Source organism: Bacillus sp. FSL W8-0770 (assembly GCF_038008705.1).
GTDB classification, from domain to species: Bacteria; Bacillota; Bacilli; order Bacillales; family Bacillaceae_G; genus Bacillus_A; species Bacillus_A cereus.
This window is the reverse complement of sequence record NZ_JBBOZR010000001.1, coordinates 2,523,303-2,543,610: the sequence shown is the minus strand read 5'-3', so window position 1 is coordinate 2,543,610 and position 20,308 is coordinate 2,523,303. Positions and strand designations below refer to the sequence as shown.

The following is a 20,308-nucleotide window of genomic DNA, read 5'->3' as shown; positions in this document are numbered from 1 at the left end:
ATTATAGTAGAAGATAAATATGTAAATTGAATACAGTTTGTCACTACTTATGATAATCGCCATTTAAGAAGCAGCATTTGTCCATTAAGTGAAAAACCTGTTAATAAATTTATACTTACTACAAAAACAAACAAACTCGTCCTATTTAAAGGAGCGTTTGTTTGTTTTTATGTTTAGATAATGGAATACTCATGTAAAATTGCACACTATGTTCCATATTTTTTATTGAATACTTTATATCTAGCGTTTCAAGAATTTGCTTAACAATATATAGCCCTAAACCATTTCCTCCAGTATTTCGATTTCTTGATTTTTCAATTCGATAAAATGGTTTGAAAATTTGTTGTAAATCTTCATCTTTAATATTGACACCTGTATTTATAATTTGCATTTTGATTTGACCTTGTTTCGAATCCTCACTTAACTTTATATAGACTTTTTCATTATGTGGTGAATACATAACCGCATTGTGAATAATATTTTTACATGCTTTTTCTAAAAGAGCACAATCGGTATAAATAGAAAGGTCAGAATCAATTTCTTTTATTATTTCAATGCTTTTTTGAGAAGCAAAAAATTCGAGATCTTTTGTGATTGCACCTATTAACTTTGAAAGATTAACTTCCTCTACTTTTAGTTTGAAGGTGTGTTGTTCTAATTTCGATACGCTTAAAATTTCACGAACTAATTGTTCCATACTTTCAATAATTTGATGATTTTTCTTTAAATATTGATCGCGATTTTGATAAGGGCCAATATTGTATATCATTCCTTCTAAGTATCCTTTCATTACAGTAAGAGGGGACTTTAATTCATGTGCTACAATCGCAAAAAACTCTCTGCGTTTTGTTTCTATTTCTCTTTCTTTTTCAATATCATTTTTTAATTGTTCATTTGCTTTTTTCAAATCAAACATAGCTTGTTGCAAGTTAATAGACATGTCATTCAAACTATTAGATAATTCTCCTAACTCATCTGTAGAGCGAACCTCAATTTTTTCGGAGAAATCTAAATTTGCCATCTTTTGTGCACCTTCATTAATATAAATAAGTGGCTTTGTAATAAACCTGGAATAAAAATAAGCACTTCCTATACCAATAACGAGCACAATGATACTAATATAGGGGAGAAAGCGTACTAAAACCTGTGAAGCTTCATCAATCGGTTGAAATGTAGCAAACACTATAAGCGTTAAACTACCATCTTGAAATTGAATTGGTTTCGTAACGTTATATGAATTGCTAAGGGTACTTGCATTCTCGAATCGTGTTGCTTTAGTAACTACTGTTTTTTGCGTACCACTTTGAATAAAAGAAAATGAAGGAGAGTAAATAATTACTCCTTCTTTATTTTGAAGATAAAGCATCGCATTATTTTTTTTGGCGTATTCATCAAAAAGTGGTATCGCATCTTGAAACATAAGATTTTTAGATTTATCAATGATTTCGTTTATCCCTGTTTGAAGTTGATCTGTTTTATATTGCTCATAAAACGTCGGAAGAAAGAAGTATAAAGTTAAATAAATCAATACTGCAAAGGATAATAAAATGAGAGATGTAGTCATAAAGAGTTTATAAGTAATTTGCTTCATTTTCATGAGTTTCACAATACTATTCATCAATTTTATATCCAATACCCTTTATTGTTTTAATATAAGGGATAGCTAATTTTTTGCGTAGGTTTTTAATATGTGTATCAATTATTCGTGTTTCTCCAAAATAATCGTAACCCCAAACCTTTTCAACGATATTTTCTCTTGTGAGTACTTTTCTCTCATTTTGAAATAGTAGTTGTAGAATTTCAAACTCTTTTGTCGTTAATATAATTTCAACGTCATTTACATATACTCTATATGCATCCACATCAATACGCACTTCTTTAAATATCAAATGATTATTTACATTTTTATCATAACTTCTTCTAAGTACAGCTTCGACTCGTCTAATCAAAACATGAAATGAAAAGGGCTTTGTTATATAGTCATCGATCCCAAGGTCGAATCCTTTCATTTGATCTTCCTCTTCTTCCAACGCAGTTAGCATAATAATTGGTACGTTTGACTGACTTCGGATCATTTTAGAAACTTCAAACCCATTAAGATTGGGCATCATGACATCTAGAAGAATTAAATCAAATGATTGCTTATTAAATTGTGTCATACCCTCTAGTCCATCTGAAGCGACTACCACTGTATAATGCTGTGTCATTAAAAATTGTTTAATTAATTCCTGAATTTCTTGATCGTCCTCTACCACGAGAATATGATAGTTTTTCATAATATCACCTCTGGTAGTCATTATAGCCGTACTATCTGGAGTTTATGTGGAGATACAATAGGAACTTCATAGGACGTTTAACGTAGTAGCTCCATTTTCAAGATTGTGTATTCTCCATAAAAAAGTATTATTACCCATATTCCTTTTTTATAGAGAAATATTTGTGCGCTTGAAAAAACTTATTATATAAAAAGCTAAACAATTAATATTTACAAAAAACTAATGTATAATAATGTAAATTGCATGTAGTTTTTTAAACTGTTTGAAAATATACTTTTGATACTTTACTAGAAGGGGAAAGGGAGATGAATTTAAATATAAAAGAAGCCAGCGAAATTTTAGAGCTTACGCCACAAATTTTTTAGTTTTTTTGCTAATTTAGTAAAGGCTTAAGGTGCAAACAAGGGATTATTTAAATCATGTGAGAAAGGTTGTGAAATTATTTGATGGGTTATAAAGCGATGCTGTTTGATTTAGATGATACGTTAATTGATAGGGATAAGGCAGTAGATAACTTGTTTTTATTAGTTTTAGAAAAATGTTATGAGGATGTTAGTGATACAGTCAAAAACAATATGTTACAGAAATTCAAAGAATACGATAAAAGGGAATACGGCATTAGTGATAAAACGATAGTTTTAGAATCATTATTTGATGAATTCGCGCCGAAATATAGATTGCCACACAATTATATCCAAGATTTTTGGAATGAAAATTTACCTAAATGTTTTTCAATAGACCAAAATACTATTCATTTCTTAAATCAAATAAAGAAGCACTTTAAAGTTGGAATTATAACAAATGGCTCAACTCAGAGGCAAAAAGCTAAAATATTTAATACGAATTTAAATAGATATTTTGAAACAATCATTATTTCTGAAGAAGTGGGATTTAGTAAACCTGATAAACGTATATTCGAACTAGCATTAAATAAGCTAAATTTACAGCCGGAAAATACTTTATTTGTTGGGGATGACTTAGAAAAGGATATTGTTGGTCCTCAAAATGCAAATATAAAAGGTGTGTGGTTTAACCCTCAAAAAATCAAGAATACGACCAAAATACAACCATATGCCGAGATTAACACTTTGGATAGTTTGTTAAGTTATGTTACTCCACAATATTTTTATAACAAGTAAAAGCAATTTCACATATATACATTCAAAAATATAAAAAAGAGAAACTATCATTAATTTCATTGACCGTATTAGTAATAAAAAAATATATATTTACAATAAAAAATAGAGGCAATTTTAATAGCTGCGGCTAATTTAATCTATGATTAATACGAAGTTTTGTAAAACAATTTTACTCATACTCTGTAAATTATAAAGGGGTGGGACTATGGAAATAAAGAAAGTAGTAATCGATGGAATCAATATTGCGGTCATTAGAAACGATAAGGTATTAATATCGGATGTTCAGTCTGCATTAGATACTATGGCAACAGTTCAATATGAGGTAGATGCGAAACATATTATTATCCATAAATCTTTAATAAGTGAAGATTTCTTTGATCTAAAAACACGGCTTGCGGGCGATATTCTTCAAAAGTTTATAAACTACAAGGTAAAGATTGCTATTGTTGGAGATTTCTCTATGTATACTAGTAAAAGCTTAAAGGATTTTATTTATGAATGTAATAAAGGGAATGACATTTTTTACTTAGCAACTGAACAACAAGCAATTGAAAAACTAAGTACATTAAAGTAATAATTATATCCCGCTAAATTCCCCCATTTCACTTAGTTCATGATTATATACGATATAGAAGAACTGATGTTTGTGGTAAACTAAGAGATGAATAAAGGGGGAGTTTTCTTGAACAATTTTAATAATATAATCCAAAATTTAAATAATATAGTTTACAAACCTAACAACTTAATGATTACGAATCTAAAAGAAGAAAAGCAAAACGCAGAATATGCAGGATGTTTATTCCATTTAAATAACAAAACTATTCGTTTTAGAAAATCAAAAGTTACTCCTAATAAAATTGGTCAATTTGTTTCTTTTTGGGAGAAAGATGAAAATATGCGAAATAGAGCTTTCTCTTATGAAGCTGCTCCTGATTTATTAGTAATCACTTGTATTGCTGATAACAAACTAGGACAATTTATTTTTCCTAAAGAGATTCTTCTTAAAGAAAAAATATTGAGAACACAAAGTCAAACAGGGAAAATGGCAATGAGAATTTATCCTGTTTGGGATACCACTGTTAGCAATCAAGCTAAAAGGAGCCAAACGTGGCAACTTCACTATTTTGTTGATTTAAGTGATATTGATAATTTGCCTATAGATAAACTATTAAATTTATATTCGTAGCTTTTGATTTGCCCCAAAAAGAAGTAATTACAGAAAAGACATTTGTAATGACGCCTTCTATTAATTTACCTTGTGAATCGTAATTTTTGTACCGGTACAGTTAAATGAAATGTACATTGTTACAGTGCCCCTTAAAATTTACAATCAGCATATATTATTTAAACTTATAAATTTTTAAGGGGTGCTAATTATGACAAGTTTACAAAATCAGCTTTTCACAAGATTAAATCTTAAAAAACGTAATGAAGTAACGTTCGAAGAATTACCTACTATACTCTTTTCATTTGCACACACTATACCATTTGAGAATTTAGATGTTATAGCACGAAATACGAATCAAATCTCTCTGGAAAACTTACGAGAGAAAATTTTAACTAGTTCCCGTGGTGGACTCTGCTACGAATTAAATACTCTTTTTTACTATTTCTTAAAAGACTGTGGCTATGATGTACAACTGGCATTAGGTACGGTGTATAAAAATGATATAAATGCATGGGCACTGGAGGATGGCCATATAACAATTATTTTAACTTATGATAATCTACAGTATTTAATTGATGTAGGTATAGCTTCGTTAGTACCTCTTGTTCCTGTACCTTTTACTGGCGAGTCTGTTTCTTCAAAAAATGGTTCGTACCGAGTGAGACGAAAAGATACGAGTAAAGGAAATTATGTTTTAGAAAGAATAGATGCTGCTGGAGAATGGAAAGTTTGTCATGCTTTTTATAAACATATTATTGATGAGATAGTAGTAAACGATGTTCAAAGAAGAGTGATAGAAGATGAGAAGTCTATTTTTAATAAAGGACCAATTGCAGTAAAGTTGACGAACTCCGGTCATATTTCATTAACGAATACAAGTTTAACTGAAGTTATTCATGGGGAAAAAACTAAGCGTGAAATTACAGAAAATCAATATAAAGAGTTTTTATATACTTTATTTGCTATTAAGTTATGAATAATAAAGATAGCTGGTTTTTATTCAGAAGCGGCTATCTTTATTATTTTGGTGTAAATGGTTTTCTTCTAATATGTTTCGGAAACTGCGGTATAGTTAATGTTTTTAATGTTTCCTCCGCTTCTTCATATGTATGAAAAATTGGTTCTTTTCCATCATCCCCTTGTAAAACTAGCCCTTCATCTCGGATTACATATGGCATAAAACCACCCCATCTAGTAAAGAATTATATTCTTTTGCAGCAGAATAATACGATTTAAAGTTGATTTTCTTAATACATATAATACACTAGAACAGTACGCAAAAGTATGTACAATGAATTTTGAATGTAAAGGAAGATTAATATGTCAGTTATTGATAAATTGAAACTTAATAAGTATACAAATATGGTCGTTATTAACGAACCAAGTGATTATGACATTTTTACAGGTAAAGAAACTGCATTCTCAAAAGAACACGATGCTATCTTTATATTTGTAGAAACGCTTGATGAAATGGTGAAACAAACGAATTTTATTATAAGTAATGAAGAATTACTAATTGAAAAAGGTTACGTATTCTTCGCATATCCGAAAAAAGGTAATGCTCGTTATAGTACGTTTATTCACCGTGATGAGATGTTTCCGGCATTAAATGTTGGAGAAGATGGTTATGTGGGAGAAAGTGATATTAAATTTGCACGAATGGTAAGTATGGATGAAGTCTTTACTGTTGTAGGTTTAAAACGCGAGAAGAAAAAAACAACGAAAACATCTGCTATGAGTCAATGTGTTGCCGATTATGCAGATCGAATTAAAGATGTTGAAGCATTATTAGCTAATCATCCGAATGAACTTAAGTTTTATCAAAGTTTAACGCCTGGATATCAGAAAGATTGGGCACGTAATCTTTTTTCTGTAAAACAAGAAAAAACACGTGAAAAACGTCTAGAGAAAATGATAGAGATCCTTTCACAAGGCTATAAAACAATTGAATTATTCCGTAAGAAGAAAAAATAATGATTAAGAAAGTCACAATGCTGCAACAATTAATTGTGATGAGTACATTGAAAAAAGTATTCCTTCTATTATACTAAGGAATGTTCTTATATTTATATAATTAGCAAAAGAGAAAAGGTGTTTGAGATGAAATCGTATATTGTAGTTGGATCTGGAATTTTAGGAGCGTCTACTGCTTATCATCTTGCTAAGGCAGGTGCGAATGTTACTATCGTGGATCGCCAACAATTAGGGCAAGCAACTGATGCAGGAGCAGGTATTGTATGTCCATGGCTATCGCAGCGTCGTAATAAAGCATGGTATAAAATTGTTAAAGGCGGTGCACGTTACTATTCTTCGTTAATTCAGCAATTAGAAGAAGACGGTGAAACTGACACAGGATATAATCGTGTAGGTGCAATTAGTTTACATACTGACGAGAAAAAGTTAGATCAAATGGAAGAGCGAGCTTATAAACGACGTGAAGATGCCCCAGAGATTGGTGAAATCACTCGCTTATCAGCTGAAGAAACAAAAAAATTATTCCCAGCATTATCAGACGAATATAGTTCTGTTCATATTAGTGGTGCTGCACGAGTAAATGGAAGATTATTACGCAATGCATTAATAAGTGCTGCGAAAAAACATGGTGCAACTTTAATAAAAGGCGATGCTATATTAGTCCGTGAAGGAAATCATATTACGGGAGTTACAGTAAACGATGAAACAATTTTAGCGGAAAAGGTTATTGTAACTGCAGGCGCATGGGCGAACGAAATCTTGAATCCATTAGGAATTAATTTCTTAGTTACATTCCAAAAAGGACAAATTGTTCATCTGCAAATCGAGAATACAGCAACAGAAAATATGCCAGTTGTTATGCCACCGAACGATCAATATATTTTAACGTTTGACAATGGGCATGTCGTAATTGGTGCAACACATGAGAATGATACTGGTTTCGATCATCGTGTAACAGCAGGTGGTTTACATGAAGTATTCCATAAGGCATTAGCAGTTGCACCTGGCTTAGAAAATGCTACAGTGCTTGAAACGAGAGTTGGATTCAGACCATTTACACCAGGATTCTTACCTGTTATCGGACCACTACCTAACTTTAAAGGAATTCTCGTTGCGAATGGATTAGGAGCTTCGGGTTTAACAGCTGGTCCATACTTAGGAGCGGAACTTGCTAAATTAGCGCTGGGACAACCAATTGAGTTAGATTTAAATGATTATGATGTTGCTGGCGCAATTGAATAATATAGGGTACTGCTAACATTTAGGAAGAACCATGCTAAACAAATTCGACAAGGAATAAGCAGTTTTCCCTCTGTTAAGAGTAAGCCTGTTTATGAAAAATAAAATTCTTTAAAAATAGAAGGCCGACATTATAAACCTGCATTAATAATGTAGAATTGTGATGTCGGCTCTTTATTTATATTTATTTAAAACTTATTTTTGAGAGGAGCTTAAGCAATGAGAGCGCCATATCAAGTATTGATATTTCCTTATATAAAAACTACTGATTCCATTCAATATGCTATTTTCAACCGAAGTGATTATAGTTATTGGCAAGGAATAGCTGGTGGCGGAGAAGTCGGTGAGATTCCTATTGAATCAGCAAAACGGGAAGCGTTTGAAGAGGCTGGTATTACAAGAGAATGTCCATATATACAATTAGATTCTGTGTCTTCACTACCCGTAGAGGATGTAGTTAGAGGATTCCTTTGGGGAGAAGAGGTTTATGTAATAAAAGAATTTTCTTTTGGAGTTAAAGTCCCTACAAAAAACATATCATTATCTAAAGAACACTTTAATTATAAATGGTTATGCTTTGAGGAAGCAGTAACGCTTTTGAAATGGGATAGCAACAAAACAGCATTGTGGGAATTAAACAAAAGACTATTAAAACAATAAAAGTTTTTGCTAACAAAAATAGTTGTGGAAGAAGAATTGAACCATTAACAAACCCTTGCTACATTTCTAAACAATGTTTTAGGTTATAAAATAGAGTAATATAGATTTGGCATGTTATGCTAAAATTCGCTTAGTGTATATTTTCGTTAAAATGTGGGTGGGCCCCCTTTTAGCAAAACCGGAGTGGGAATGATGAGTATAAATAGTTTTGTGGGATTGATAAATGACGAATTATTAAAAGAGGTAAGTATAAGAAGTGATGATGAATTCGAGCCTGTAGTAGTTAAAGATATTCCTAGACTTTGGAAGTGTTTAGGAACAGGTAATTATGCCGCAGTATTCATGCACAGAGAATACAAAGATTGGGTAGTGAAAGTTTACGTGCGAGAAGGAGAAGGAATTGAAAAAGAGTCAGAAGTATACCGAAGAATTGGAGATCATCCTTCTTATTCAAAGCTTATATATAAAGGGAAAAATTTCATAGTATTGAAACGTTTAAAAGAAATTACCTTATACGATGCCCTTCATAAGGGGATTAAAATTCCTAAGCAGGTGATCCTTGATATAAATAAAGCTTTAGAGTATGCGAGGGAACAAGGATTAACTCCTTGTGATGTTCACGGGAAAAATGTGATGATGGAAAAAGGAAGGGGATATGTAGTCGATGTATCTGATTTCTTAAAAACAAAAGAAGATAGTAAGTGGAGGGATCTAGAAAAGGCATATTTCACCTTTTATTTTCCTTTCATTTATAAATTGCCTTTCTCTGTTAAAATACCGTATTTTATGTTAAACATTGTTAGACGTTCGTATAGAAAATATAAGAAGCTTAAAAAGAACTTCAAATTATAAAAGGACCACATATGTTCCTGAAAACGAGTTAAATTCACATAAATAACTTTAGAAAAATTTTAAATTTTGTTTAGGGGCTACTTCAAGACCTTAGCTTGCTGGGCATGTGGTGCTACCTCAAAATATAAAAAGATTAGGAGTGAACCCTAATCTTTTTATTTATACATATTTTTGTTAGTTATATATATCACTATCAATTCCAAAACGGGATATTTTGAATAAATGAAACCGTCAAAATAAGTGTTGATGCGGAACCAGCAGTTACTAAAGTTACTATTTTTCGTACGTTCTGTTCTTTTGAAGGTTTTATAAGTTCTGTAATTAACACAATCCATATTATGATAGAAACTATTGAAATAATATTTATAGACATATGTAACACATCCCTTCTTGTTTTCACATAAATATTGCTTCTTTTATAAAATAAAAGCAATTTAACAAGAAAATATGTAACGCATTAAAAATCAATATTTTCCTGTTAAACCACCTTTTTTAAATAGAAATACGACTGATAAAACGATAACAACAGCCTTCAAACTGCCCCAATATGGATAAATAGCATGATCAGTTAGACTAGCATGCTGAAAAATATTCTCTAAACCGAAAATTCCTATCATGACTGCTAAAAGGAATGAAGCTGATCCATACGTCCCTTTACGATAGAGGGTAAATAAATAGACTGCGAAAATTAGTGGTAAGATGATTTGTAGTACGATTATCATAGTTCGTCCCCCAGATTATTTATAATTATATTATATACAAAATTGTAATAAAAAGGAATAAAACTTATTTGATACTAACAGAACTACTCTAATCATATTCTTCTATAAAAAAGAAGAAAAAGGGGTGTACAGTTAATTGACAAAAGTTAAAGTTAGTTTACGACCCATTGTTCATAACGTAAATTTACCAACTGTATTGAAAACAACGATACTTCCAGGTGAATCGACCGAAAGACTATTTATCGCAACTCAATTAGGAGAGATTTTTTACATAGGGGACGGAGTTATAAAGACATTTTTAGATATTCGTCACCTAATTATTAAATTAGGTACATTTGAAGAAGGTGTTTCTAGTAGCGGTTATGATGAACGCGGATTGCTAGGACTTGCGTTCCATCCACAATTTTATCAAAATGGGTTATTTTATCTTCATTATTCAGTAGCCGGAACTCAAGGACCAGGTGCACTTTCTGAACAATTTAAACCGAATCCTTGTGACCCTAAAACGTTAAATTTAAAGTGGGTTAATAGAAATACGCAATATGATCACATTGATACAGTGGAAGAATGGACTTTACAATCTAATGGTCAAGCTCAAAAGCGACGAACATTACTGAATGTAAGAAGACCATTTTTTAATCATAACGGAGTCAATAGTTTAAACTTTTCACCTGAGACTGGAAAACTTGTTTTTACAAATGGAGATGGTGGATCAGGTTATGATCCATTTAATTTAAGCCAAGATGATTTAGAAATAGCAGGAAAAATAATTGAAATCGATGTAAGTAAAAATACATTTATAAATAACCCTCCTGTAGTTACACGCTTTAATGAACTTCCTTTATCTATACAAGAAACACTTACAGTAATTGCAAAAGGAGTACGTAATATAACCGGCATTTCATTTCAAAGGTTTTATAATCAATATATCAAATACGCCGGAAATGTCGGACAAGATATTGTAGAGTCTATTTTTTCATTTGTTCAATATAAACCTATACCGGTAACAGAACTTGTTCAAATGCATTTTATGAGGTTAACTCCCAATCAAGATGGGTTTATCAATTTTGGGTGGCGAGGATGGGAAGGGGATTTACCTACTTCTTTTATACGACATTGTTCTGAGAATCAGACTTTGGATGAGAGAACGACGGTTTATTATGATGAAACAATACAAACCTCAGTGAAGCGTATTCTGCCTCTACTTAGTTATTTTCATAAAGATTCTAGAACAGATAAGTTTGGAGGAACTTCACTTACAGGAGTTCAGCCATATATGGGAAATGCAATTCCAAATTTAACAGGTAGCGTTGTTTTTACTGACCTTGCGAAGAAAGGAGAATCCCAGTCTCCAATTAAGGGTGTTTTAGCCTATACTAGAGCAGGTACAGACGGTAAACATGCTGACTTTTATGCTATTGAAACCAATTATGATTTTGGTACGCAAGCAGCTTATTATATGAGTTTAGGAACAAATTCGAATCAAACTAAATTATATTTAGGAGTTTACAGTTCTATGAAAGTAACTGATTTTAACAAAGGTACCATTTTTGAAATTATTCCTTGATACGATATAAATTCTCAGTTTAAAAACATAAAGAGTTTATTCTGCTTCCAAAACGCACAACTTGACTTGTCCCCCTAAAAATCTTCAATCTATAAGTATCTATTTTATATAGTGATTTATAACTAGTAGAAAGCAACTCATAAACCATAAGTGTATGAATAATATAGAAAGTAATGAATGTGGTATCTTTAGGGGGGATTTTAATGAATTGGTTTGTACGTTATTGGTATCAACTGATGATAGAACATGATACGAGCTTTGTTCATAAAAGAAAATTGTCCCTTGCGAATAAGTTAGTACTTACAGCTTTGATGAGTGCATTAGCCACCATGTTTCAAGCAGCTGGGAACTTAGTTCCTGGTATAGGTTTGCTCATTAGTCCATTTTCGACATTACCGATTTTTTTTGCTATTTTCTATTCTATTCGTGAGGGAATACTTTCTTATATTCTTACTATTTTTCTATTATTTATTATTGAGCCCAGTGAACTAATTGTCTTTCCTTTTACTACAGGCTTATTAGGTCTAGCCTTAGGAGTATCCTTTTTAAAATTAAAGAGGAGAATATGGATTGTTTCTTTTTCAGCAACTTGTCTACTTATAGGTATTATGATCGTTCTCGATGTTTTCCACTTTCCGGTACTTGGTCCTGCTGTTCATACAACTATGGATATAAAAATTATTTTATCAATATTTATAATGAGCTTTCTATACTGTTGGATTTATGCAGGTTTTTGCAGAATAATGATGAATAGATTATATAAAGTGTTGTATTAACAATGGCATAATGAGGATTGGAGATTGAATTCATGACTAACGTTGCAGTTAGACGACCGAATTTGAATGATGTAGATGAACTATATTTATTTTTCCGTATAGTTATTACGAATACATACAAAAATGAAGGATTGTCACAATTATTGGATGACATAGAAAATGAAATTAACTCAAAAAAGCAGTATTTGAAAAGTGATTTTGATAGTAACGGAGAAAGTCGTTACTTTTTATTAGCAATTGATACAAGTAACAATAAAATCATTGGAACAATCGAAATCGGTCCAGCAAGTACATTGATTAATAGTTGTACAGGTGGTGTACTTAAAAATTTGTATGAAATAGGAACTGTATTCATACTTCCGGAGTATCAAAGAAAGGGAATAGGGAGTTTATTACTACATACAATGTTTCTTACATTACTTAGCAGAGGGATAACAGAATATTGTTTAGATAGTGGATATAAAAATGCGCAAAGTATATGGACGAAAAAGTTTGGAAAACCTAACTATGTATTGAAAGATTACTGGGGAGAATCCAGTGATCATATGATTTGGAAGAAAAGTTTACATGATACACCTATAATATTTGAATTATAAAATGAAATATGCCTCTGAACATAGCTTTTCTTACTTATGTATGCTATTATTTATCTTTATAATAAAAGAGGACGTGAATGAACTTGATTAAAATTAATATTCCTGAAGCTGATGTTTCAATTACTGAACGTAAACAAGTTATTAAAGGAGACGAGCCAATCATTACTCCAATTAATGGATTTATCGATTTCCACTTGTTCCCTAGAGATAAAGGCGGCATTTTTATGTTTTACAATATTAATGACGAACTTCTTTTCGTAGGTAAAGCTCGTAAAATTAGACAACGTATTAAGAAGCATTTTGAAGATAATGTTTCACCAATTAAAAATCACCGTGATGAAGTATACCGCATTGATGCATGTATCGTAGAAGATCCAACAGAAAGAGAAATTTACGAAACATATATCATTAATGAATACAAAGCGAAATATAACGTTGATAAAGTATTCTACAAATAATCAACATTAATAAAAAACAATCCTAGCTAATATGCAAGGATTGTTTTTTATTTAGATTTATTCTTCATATCTTTCTCCTTTTTTCAAATGATTAGCAGCAACAAAACAGATTACACCTATAAATATAAGTACAATACCAACCGTTTTCTGTTTTCCCTCAAAGAAAGGAATATCTGAAATAACATTTGTCATACATAGTCCTAAAAATACAAAGATAGGGCCCACCCAAAGTAATACATTACCGAATTTTGTGTGCTTCCACATAATAACCCTCCTTAACCCTCTTTACATATATATCCATAAATAAAAAGTAAATTCATAGAGAAATATAGTTTTTTTCATATCGAAAATTTAACCCTCATATATTGGTACAAGCAAAAGAGAAAGGAGACCATCATGAATTGGTTAGAAGCTTTCATACTAGGTATAATTCAAGGTTTAACAGAATTTTTACCAATCAGTAGTACCGGACATCTTTATTTAGGAAGGCATTTGTTCCGATTAGATGAGGCTGGCTTATTTTTAGATACGATGCTGCATATTGGGACTTTACTTGCGGTTTTTATTTATTACAAAAAAGAATTTATATATTTAATTAAAAACCCATTTTCAAAGCTCATGTTATTACTTATCGTTGGGACAATACCCGCAGTTGTAATTGGTTTATTGTTTAAAGACTTCTTTGAAGATATTTCAAAAACAGGAATCACGATCGGTTGGGAGTTTTTAGTGACCGGATTCTTTCTCTACATGGCAGATAAACAAAAGAATGGTCGTAAAAAAATGGATCACATAACATATAAAGACGCATTAATTATCGGTTCATTTCAAGCTGCTGCTATTTTTCCAGCCATTTCCCGTTCTGGAATGACAATTGTCGCTGCATTATGGAGAAAATTAGACCGTGAAACTGCTGCTTACTTTTCTTTTTTACTATCGACACCAGCCATCGTTGGAGCTATCATTTTGCAATTTGTAGACGTTTTTCAAGGGAAAGCAGAATCTATTTCTAGCACATCTTTAATTGTCGGAACGTTATCAGCAGCGTTTTTTGGATACATAGCCGTTTCATGGATGATTCAATATTTAAAACGTCACTCCTTAAAAGTATTCGCGTATTACGTATGGGGATTAGGTATTTTAATTTTAATGTTGCAATTTACTGATGTATTTTAAGTATAATGATAAAGAAGTTAATTAGTTTAAGATCCTGTTTCATTCATACAAGGCAGGATCTCTTTTTATTAAGGGGGAAAATATGTTTAATAAGGCTATCGTTATTGGTGGAAGTATGGCAGGAAAGTTTGCAGCAAAAGCATTATCAACTTCTTTTAAAGAAGTAATCATTATAGAAGCTGGTGAAAGATGGGATGGAAAGTCTTCGAGAAAAAGAGTTCCACAAAGTAATCATCCTCACGTGTTATTAAAAGGTGGAGAAAACGCAATTGAAGAATTGTTTCCTAATATTACGAATGAATTAATAGAAGCAGGTAGTATCGTAAATAACTTTACTCGTGATTTAAAATGGCATCAATTTGGTTTATGGAAACAGCCGTTCATAGGGGAAGTACATATGATTCAACAAAGTCGTCCTTTACTAGAATGGCATATTCAAAAACGAATACATCAAATTTCAAATATTACTATTAAATATGAAACATTGGTTAAAGGGTTATTGGTAGATGAAAAGCTTAACAAAGTGTGTGGAGTAAAAGTTAAATATTTAGAGACAGACATACAAGAAGAAGTTCATGCAGACCTTGTAGTTGATGCGAGTGGATTTGGCTCAAAAAGTATAGAGTGGTTACGAGAATACGAAATTGAAGTACAAGAAGAGAAAGTTCGTATTGATTTATTTTACGCAACGAAAATGTTCAAACTTAAAGAAAATGAGAAATTAGACTGTTGCAATGTGCTAATGTCTCCGAGTTTCCCTGATAACCCTTATGGCGTTCTTATTCAAACGATAGAAGATAATCGTTATTTTGTTACTTTCAGTGGATACGCAAACGAGAAAGCACCACAAACAGATGATGAGTTTTATGATTTTGCTGAAAACCTATCAATTTCTAATGTTACAGACTTCCTAAACAAGGCTGAGGGAATTACTGATATAAAGACATACAAAATTCCCTATCAAGTACGCCGGCGATTTGATTTAGTGAATAATGTACCAGAAGGCTTATTAGTTGTTGGAGATGCGCAATGTCGTTTTGATCCCGTTTTCGGCCAAGGCGTATCAGTTGCTGCTATGGAGGCTCACCAGTTGCAATTACTTTTGCAAGATAGAAAACAACTTGATAAAACATTTACACAACAATTTTATAAAAAGGCAGCTACTATAATAGAAACCCCTTGGGATATGACAACAACAGAAATATCACGTCACCCGCAACTAAAGAGAGAATTAACTACAAAACAAAAATTTCAACTATGGTATACGAAGCAAATATATCGACTATCCGCAAGTAATTCTGATGTTTATATTCGGTTAGTACGAGTGATGAATTTAATTCGTAGTCCATTTCATCTCTTTCATCCGAAAGTGCTACTATCTGTATTACTTAATCGAAAGAAATAGCAGGAATATAATTGATTAAAAAAGAATGTATAACAGTTAGTAAATCAAGAAGGAGAATACGGAATGGAAATATACATAGAGCAACTAAAGAAACAAGATGCTAAGGATTTATTTACGTTTGAACTTACAAATAAATCTTTTTTTGAAACAATGGTACCAAATCGTGGCTCGAAATATTTTGAATTTGAATATTTCCAAAAACTACTAGACGATTTATTAATAGAACAGGCAGATGGAGATTCTTATTTTTATTTAATTCGTAATGAAGAAAAAGAAATTGTAGGGCGAATCAATTTAGTAGATATAGATACGGAAACTCGAATTAGTTCGCTCGGGTATCGTGTCGGAGAAAAATTTACTAAAAAAGGAGTTGCTACAGCAGCCGTAAAATTAATTTTAGATGTAGCGAAAAATAATGAAATTACTGAAGTTTATGCTAAAACAACGACTAATAATCTCGCATCACAAATTGTACTAGAAAAAAGCGGATTTTCTTCTTATCAAAACGAATCAGATATAACATCTGTAGAATTAAATGGAGAACATGTGAAGTTTGTACACTATATTTGGAGAAATACTTCACACTTATAATAAGGAGGACTTATTCATGAATGATTTACGTTATCCAATTGGCCAATTTACATACAAACGTCCTATAACTGAAGAAATGATTGATACATGGATTCAAGAAATTGAAGATTTACCTAATGAACTAACAAAGGCAATTAAAGATTTAGATCAGAAGCAGTTAGATACACCATATCGCGTTGGAGGTTGGACTGTACGTCAAGTAGTTCATCACGTCGTTGATAGCCATATGAATAGCTACATACGTTTTAAATTAGCACTGACAGAAAAGAATCCAACTATTAAGCCGTATAAAGAAGAGAAGTGGGCAGAGTTACCCGATTCAAAATTACCGGTAGATGTTTCACTAGTAATGCTAGATTCATTACATAAAAGATGGGTTAATCTTTTATATTCTCTAGAAATTGAAGATTTAGAAAAGACATTTAACCATCCTGAAACTGGTGAAACAAAACTTGCTGTTGCAATAGGACTATATGCATGGCATGGTCGTCACCATACCGCTCATATTACTTCTTTAAGAAAGCGTCTAAATTGGTAACATGGAGATTATATTAGAAAAGGTGACAGAAACTGATGCAGAAGTTATATTTCAAATGCAAATAGACTCATTTAGCTCTTTATTACATAAATATAAAGACTATGAAACAAATCCAGCAAATGAAACTATTGAAAAAACTATTTTTAGAATAAATAATCCCAGCAGTAATTTTTATAAGGTGATAATAGATTCGAAACTTGTTGGAGCGATATGTATATCCGCAAAAGAACTACCTTATAAATTTTGGATTAGTCCAATGTTTATTCATCCAATCTATCAAGGGAAAGGAATTGCTCAGAAGGTACTTATTTTAATTGAAGAAATGTTTCAAGAAGCACGAAGTTTTGAACTTGCTACGATTTTAGAAGAAGAAAGAAATTGTTTTCTATACGAGAAAATGGGGTATAAAAGAACAGAAGTAATAAAGAAATTAAATGATAAAACTACACTTGTTTATTACAAAAAAGAAAGGTAAAGCATTTAAAATACGCTTTACCTTTTTACATTATTTTAGATTAAATATACAAAAATAATGTATGTTCTTCCAAAATACTCGGGTTAGTAATTTTGAAAATGAATAAAGATACAAAAACCACTACTTTGTCGTAAAGGTTACTAGCGCTTTTTGAATGCTTAAAATACTATCGTCACCTTTAAATTCTTTCGTAATTGGTTCCTCCATACTAGACACCCAAATTTTAAGTTCTGCATCTAAATCAAAATGTCCAGCTGTTTCGATGCTATATTGTGTAATACTTTTATAAGGAATAGAATGGTATTCTGTTTTTTTGCCAGTTACTCCTTGTTTATCTACTAATATAAGACGACGATTTGTAAATACGATTAGATCACGAATTAATTTATAAGCATGCTCTACTTTTTCATCGTCTAGCATAATCTTCTCTAAATCACGTTCTACACTTTCAGAACTCGTATTTGATGCATTTCCTAAAATACCGCTAAATAAACCCATATTAAATTCCTCCTTTAATATATGTGGAATGAATTACTTATATTGTAACATGTTACTCACAAAGATATTATCACATTACTTTAGTAGTTTCTGGTTATTGTTGTGATTAGTTTATATAACCTCACCTTAAAATCTTATGCTAATATGAAATTAAGAAAAAAGAAGCAGAGGGATATAGAATGAAGAATATCGGTTTAGTATTAGAGGGCGGAGGAATGAAAGGTTTATATACTGCAGGTGTACTCGAATATTTCATGGAAAAGAACTTATTCTTTCCATATGTAGTCGGCGTATCAGCTGGAGCCTGTATGGGAGCAACCTATTTGTCGCGTCAACAAGGGAGAAATAAGAAGGTAAATACAGAGCTAGTATCAGATTACAGGTATATATCTTATCGAAATTTAATTCGAAAACGTGAATTATTTGGAATGGACTTTTTATTTGATGAAGTACCTAATAAAATTGTTCCATTTGATTTTCAAACTTTCTTAAACTGTAATGAACAATTTGTTATAGGGACGACTGATTGCGAATCAGGACAAGCTGTTTATTATAATAAAACAGAACATGGAAATGATATTTTAAAAATCATCCGTGCATCCAGCTCTGTGCCGTTTATAGCACCTGCTGTAGAATATGATAATCGAAAATTACTAGATGGAGGAATTATAGATCCTATACCAGTTTTAAAAGCTCAAACTGATGGTTATGAAAAGAACGTTGTAATTATGACAAAGCCAGAAGGATATGAGAAGCAGCGGAATAAATTTTCAGGCCTAGCTAAAATTTTATATAGAAAATATCCGAAAATCGCAGAGAATTTAGTAGGCCATTATCGTTTTTATAATGAGACGATATCTTATATGAATCAAGAAGAACAAAAAGATAATTTTTATGTAATTCAACCAAGTGTACAGCTTCCTATAAGCGGAATAGAAAGAAATAAGGAAAAGCTCGTTAATTTATATAATCTTGGGTATATCGATGCTCAATATCATTATGAAAACTTATTAAATTGGATAGAGAAATAAAGGAGGAGAAAGTTGAAGTTAGGAAAACAAATTATTTTTAAGGAATTGCAGAAAATGCATATTCCACTTCATAAACCGTTTCCTTATCGTGCTACAGCAAAATTGCAGCGAGACTTAAAAAGTAAATTTACCGAAGATGACTGTATAAACGCTGATTTTAATCATTATTGGATGCATACAGCAGCTACTTTAAATTCTGTACTAAATGGAAACGAACAGAACATTACGTTTCAACAAATAAAGTGGTTAAGAAAATCGTTTTTCGAGTGGTTTCCGCAATATCGTTTTCTAGAAACAGAAATTGTGAATTATCCCATTTTGTATAGAGATTTCATAAGTTATGAGAAGACCAGAAAGCTATTACTTTATTACCTTACTGAATAAAAGCGAAAACGTACAGGTTACATTACTTGTACGTTTTTTTGTTCATAAAACATTCAATATTAACAACTAGTTTATATAGGAATTCTAATGAGAAGAAAGAAGTACATATAATAGAATGATGCAGGGGAGGAGAGAGGAATAGCTGTTTTACTTTAAGTTATTGTCCAACTCGAATACAGTTAGTTATTTATGTTAAAATATTTCGAGTGAAATCAAACTTTTAAGCATTTCATTAAACATTAAACAAAACAAGTTAGCAACGTAGAAGGGATAACATTAACATGAAAAACGTATCAAATATAGATAAAGTAGAATCAATAAAATCTTTACAGTCAACAATTAGTAAACTTGAAAATGCCTTATCACAGATGACTCACAAAGGATCAAATACTACTTTAGTGAAAAAAAGACTCAAAGCAGCTAGTGTCGGCTTAGCTATGTTAGAAAGTGTTTGGAAGCAAGAAACTCATCATTATACTCAGGAAGATTTAGCAGAAGCTCGTAATGTTCTAATTGGTTTGCTTCCATCAATTGAAAAGATTTACGTTAAGTCAAAGCTTGGGAGTCCTCAAAGAACGCTTTTAGAAAGAAGAATAAAATCATTAGAACTTTCTATTCAGGCAATTGATTATTTTTCTAATAAATAACTTCGCTAAACAAATAACTTACGACTACTTTTATATAGGGATTCTAATGAAAAAAACTACATATAGAATACTACAAAGGATGAAGAGAGGTGACTACAATAATCAGTCCTAAGTTAGAGAAGCTTAAAAATCAATT

Annotated in this window: 26 protein-coding genes and 1 pseudogene; 20 read left to right on the top strand and 7 right to left on the bottom strand. The window is 31.5% G+C overall.

The annotated features are described in order from the left end of the window. Positions 1–145 precede the first annotated feature (145 nt). Both NST27_RS13090 and NST27_RS13085 read right to left on the bottom strand, forming a co-directional pair. On the bottom strand, positions 146–1,618 hold the full coding sequence (locus tag NST27_RS13090; RefSeq protein ID WP_001084885.1) for a sensor histidine kinase: 1,473 nt from the start codon (positions 1,616–1,618) through the stop codon (positions 146–148). After that, positions 1,611–2,276 (bottom strand): response regulator transcription factor, encoded by a 666-nt coding sequence (locus NST27_RS13085; RefSeq protein WP_000800727.1) that lies wholly within the window; start codon positions 2,274–2,276, stop codon positions 1,611–1,613. The genes NST27_RS13090 and NST27_RS13085 overlap by 8 nt, the downstream gene beginning before the upstream one ends. A 446-nt stretch (positions 2,277–2,722) precedes the next feature. On the opposite strand from NST27_RS13085, the gene NST27_RS13080 reads away from it, so the two are divergent. From NST27_RS13080 to NST27_RS13065, 4 genes are all read left to right on the top strand, one after another. Continuing rightward, a complete protein-coding gene (locus NST27_RS13080) occupies positions 2,723–3,415 on the top strand; it encodes an HAD family hydrolase (protein ID WP_000540706.1) in 693 nt (230 codons plus the stop codon). 205 nt (positions 3,416–3,620) lie between these two features. Beyond that, entirely contained in the window at positions 3,621–3,989 is a 369-nt protein-coding gene (locus NST27_RS13075) for a DUF4180 domain-containing protein (protein ID WP_000403464.1), read from the top strand. Positions 3,990–4,076: 87 nt separating this feature from the next. Then, complete coding sequence (locus NST27_RS13070) at positions 4,077–4,601, top strand: MepB family protein (RefSeq protein WP_080009036.1); 525 nt, start codon at positions 4,077–4,079, stop codon at positions 4,599–4,601. Between the two features lie 190 nt (positions 4,602–4,791). Further along, on the top strand, positions 4,792–5,559 hold the full coding sequence (locus NST27_RS13065; RefSeq protein ID WP_000202802.1) for an arylamine N-acetyltransferase family protein: 768 nt from the start codon (positions 4,792–4,794) through the stop codon (positions 5,557–5,559). A 20-nt stretch (positions 5,560–5,579) separates the two neighbouring features. Here the strand turns inward: NST27_RS13065 and NST27_RS13060 are convergent. Continuing rightward, a pseudogene (locus tag NST27_RS13060) lies at positions 5,580–5,761 on the bottom strand (hypothetical protein). Positions 5,762–5,903: 142 nt separating this feature from the next. On the opposite strand from NST27_RS13060, the gene NST27_RS13055 reads away from it, so the two are divergent. The 4 genes from NST27_RS13055 (at position 5,904) to NST27_RS13040 (ending at position 9,308) form a co-directional block, all read left to right on the top strand. Continuing rightward, entirely contained in the window at positions 5,904–6,557 is a 654-nt protein-coding gene (locus NST27_RS13055) for a YdeI/OmpD-associated family protein (protein WP_000110844.1), read from the top strand. A 126-nt stretch (positions 6,558–6,683) separates the two neighbouring features. Then, the gene (locus tag NST27_RS13050) at positions 6,684–7,799 is read left to right on the top strand and encodes an NAD(P)/FAD-dependent oxidoreductase (protein WP_000844391.1); all 1,116 of its coding nucleotides are present in this window, start codon (positions 6,684–6,686) and stop codon (positions 7,797–7,799) included. Between the two features lie 216 nt (positions 7,800–8,015). After that, positions 8,016–8,456 carry an NUDIX hydrolase gene (locus tag NST27_RS13045; RefSeq protein WP_001202618.1) on the top strand — a complete coding sequence of 147 codons (441 nt, stop codon included), beginning with the start codon at positions 8,016–8,018 and terminating at the stop codon, positions 8,454–8,456. A 192-nt stretch (positions 8,457–8,648) separates the two neighbouring features. Beyond that, the gene (locus NST27_RS13040; RefSeq protein WP_000026531.1) at positions 8,649–9,308 is read left to right on the top strand and encodes a serine/threonine protein kinase; all 660 of its coding nucleotides are present in this window, start codon (positions 8,649–8,651) and stop codon (positions 9,306–9,308) included. Between the two features lie 193 nt (positions 9,309–9,501). On the opposite strand, the gene NST27_RS13035 is transcribed toward NST27_RS13040, so the two are convergent. Next, on the bottom strand, positions 9,502–9,681 hold the full coding sequence (locus NST27_RS13035; protein WP_000026328.1) for a hypothetical protein: 180 nt from the start codon (positions 9,679–9,681) through the stop codon (positions 9,502–9,504). Between the two features lie 91 nt (positions 9,682–9,772). Further along, positions 9,773–10,030 (bottom strand): hypothetical protein, encoded by a 258-nt coding sequence (locus NST27_RS13030; protein ID WP_000587704.1) that lies wholly within the window; start codon positions 10,028–10,030, stop codon positions 9,773–9,775. A gap of 136 nt (positions 10,031–10,166) precedes the next feature. On the opposite strand from NST27_RS13030, the gene NST27_RS13025 reads away from it, so the two are divergent. The 4 genes from NST27_RS13025 (at position 10,167) to NST27_RS13010 (ending at position 13,427) form a co-directional block, all read left to right on the top strand. Next, positions 10,167–11,597: a PQQ-dependent sugar dehydrogenase gene (locus tag NST27_RS13025; RefSeq protein ID WP_000170008.1), complete on the top strand. Its 1,431-nt coding sequence runs from the start codon at positions 10,167–10,169 to the stop codon at positions 11,595–11,597. Between the two features lie 203 nt (positions 11,598–11,800). Next, positions 11,801–12,373 carry a hypothetical protein gene (locus tag NST27_RS13020; RefSeq protein WP_001103993.1) on the top strand — a complete coding sequence of 191 codons (573 nt, stop codon included), beginning with the start codon at positions 11,801–11,803 and terminating at the stop codon, positions 12,371–12,373. Positions 12,374–12,405: 32 nt separating this feature from the next. After that, positions 12,406–12,969, top strand: coding sequence for a GNAT family N-acetyltransferase (locus NST27_RS13015; RefSeq protein WP_000185963.1), 564 nt, complete (start codon positions 12,406–12,408; stop codon positions 12,967–12,969). Positions 12,970–13,046: 77 nt separating this feature from the next. Continuing rightward, entirely contained in the window at positions 13,047–13,427 is a 381-nt protein-coding gene (locus NST27_RS13010; protein ID WP_001048941.1) for a nucleotide excision repair endonuclease, read from the top strand. 57 nt (positions 13,428–13,484) lie between these two features. On the opposite strand, the gene NST27_RS13005 is transcribed toward NST27_RS13010, so the two are convergent. Beyond that, positions 13,485–13,691, bottom strand: coding sequence for a hypothetical protein (locus NST27_RS13005; RefSeq protein ID WP_000265471.1), 207 nt, complete (start codon positions 13,689–13,691; stop codon positions 13,485–13,487). Positions 13,692–13,823: 132 nt separating this feature from the next. On the opposite strand from NST27_RS13005, the gene NST27_RS13000 reads away from it, so the two are divergent. From NST27_RS13000 to NST27_RS12980, 5 genes are all read left to right on the top strand, one after another. Next, a complete protein-coding gene (locus tag NST27_RS13000) occupies positions 13,824–14,603 on the top strand; it encodes an undecaprenyl-diphosphate phosphatase (RefSeq protein ID WP_001104300.1) in 780 nt (259 codons plus the stop codon). An 82-nt stretch (positions 14,604–14,685) separates the two neighbouring features. Then, positions 14,686–16,008: an FAD-dependent oxidoreductase gene (locus NST27_RS12995; protein WP_000482058.1), complete on the top strand. Its 1,323-nt coding sequence runs from the start codon at positions 14,686–14,688 to the stop codon at positions 16,006–16,008. 63 nt (positions 16,009–16,071) lie between these two features. After that, the gene (locus tag NST27_RS12990) at positions 16,072–16,599 is read left to right on the top strand and encodes a GNAT family N-acetyltransferase (protein WP_000409244.1); all 528 of its coding nucleotides are present in this window, start codon (positions 16,072–16,074) and stop codon (positions 16,597–16,599) included. A gap of 16 nt (positions 16,600–16,615) precedes the next feature. Continuing rightward, the gene (locus NST27_RS12985; RefSeq protein WP_000999070.1) at positions 16,616–17,137 is read left to right on the top strand and encodes a YfiT family bacillithiol transferase; all 522 of its coding nucleotides are present in this window, start codon (positions 16,616–16,618) and stop codon (positions 17,135–17,137) included. Position 17,138: 1 nt separating this feature from the next. Then, positions 17,139–17,612 carry a GNAT family N-acetyltransferase gene (locus tag NST27_RS12980; protein ID WP_001987769.1) on the top strand — a complete coding sequence of 158 codons (474 nt, stop codon included), beginning with the start codon at positions 17,139–17,141 and terminating at the stop codon, positions 17,610–17,612. Positions 17,613–17,732: 120 nt separating this feature from the next. On the opposite strand, the gene NST27_RS12975 is transcribed toward NST27_RS12980, so the two are convergent. Beyond that, a complete protein-coding gene (locus NST27_RS12975; RefSeq protein ID WP_000522476.1) occupies positions 17,733–18,110 on the bottom strand; it encodes a PH domain-containing protein in 378 nt (125 codons plus the stop codon). Between the two features lie 179 nt (positions 18,111–18,289). Here NST27_RS12975 and NST27_RS12970 point away from each other — a divergent pair, with 179 nt between their 5' ends. From NST27_RS12970 to NST27_RS12960, 3 genes are all read left to right on the top strand, one after another. Continuing rightward, entirely contained in the window at positions 18,290–19,141 is an 852-nt protein-coding gene (locus tag NST27_RS12970; protein ID WP_000789293.1) for a patatin-like phospholipase family protein, read from the top strand. A 12-nt stretch (positions 19,142–19,153) separates the two neighbouring features. Continuing rightward, positions 19,154–19,525: a YxiJ-like family protein gene (locus NST27_RS12965; protein WP_000765913.1), complete on the top strand. Its 372-nt coding sequence runs from the start codon at positions 19,154–19,156 to the stop codon at positions 19,523–19,525. 281 nt (positions 19,526–19,806) lie between these two features. After that, positions 19,807–20,172 (top strand): hypothetical protein, encoded by a 366-nt coding sequence (locus tag NST27_RS12960; RefSeq protein WP_000800300.1) that lies wholly within the window; start codon positions 19,807–19,809, stop codon positions 20,170–20,172. The last annotated feature ends 136 nt before the right edge of the window (positions 20,173–20,308 follow it).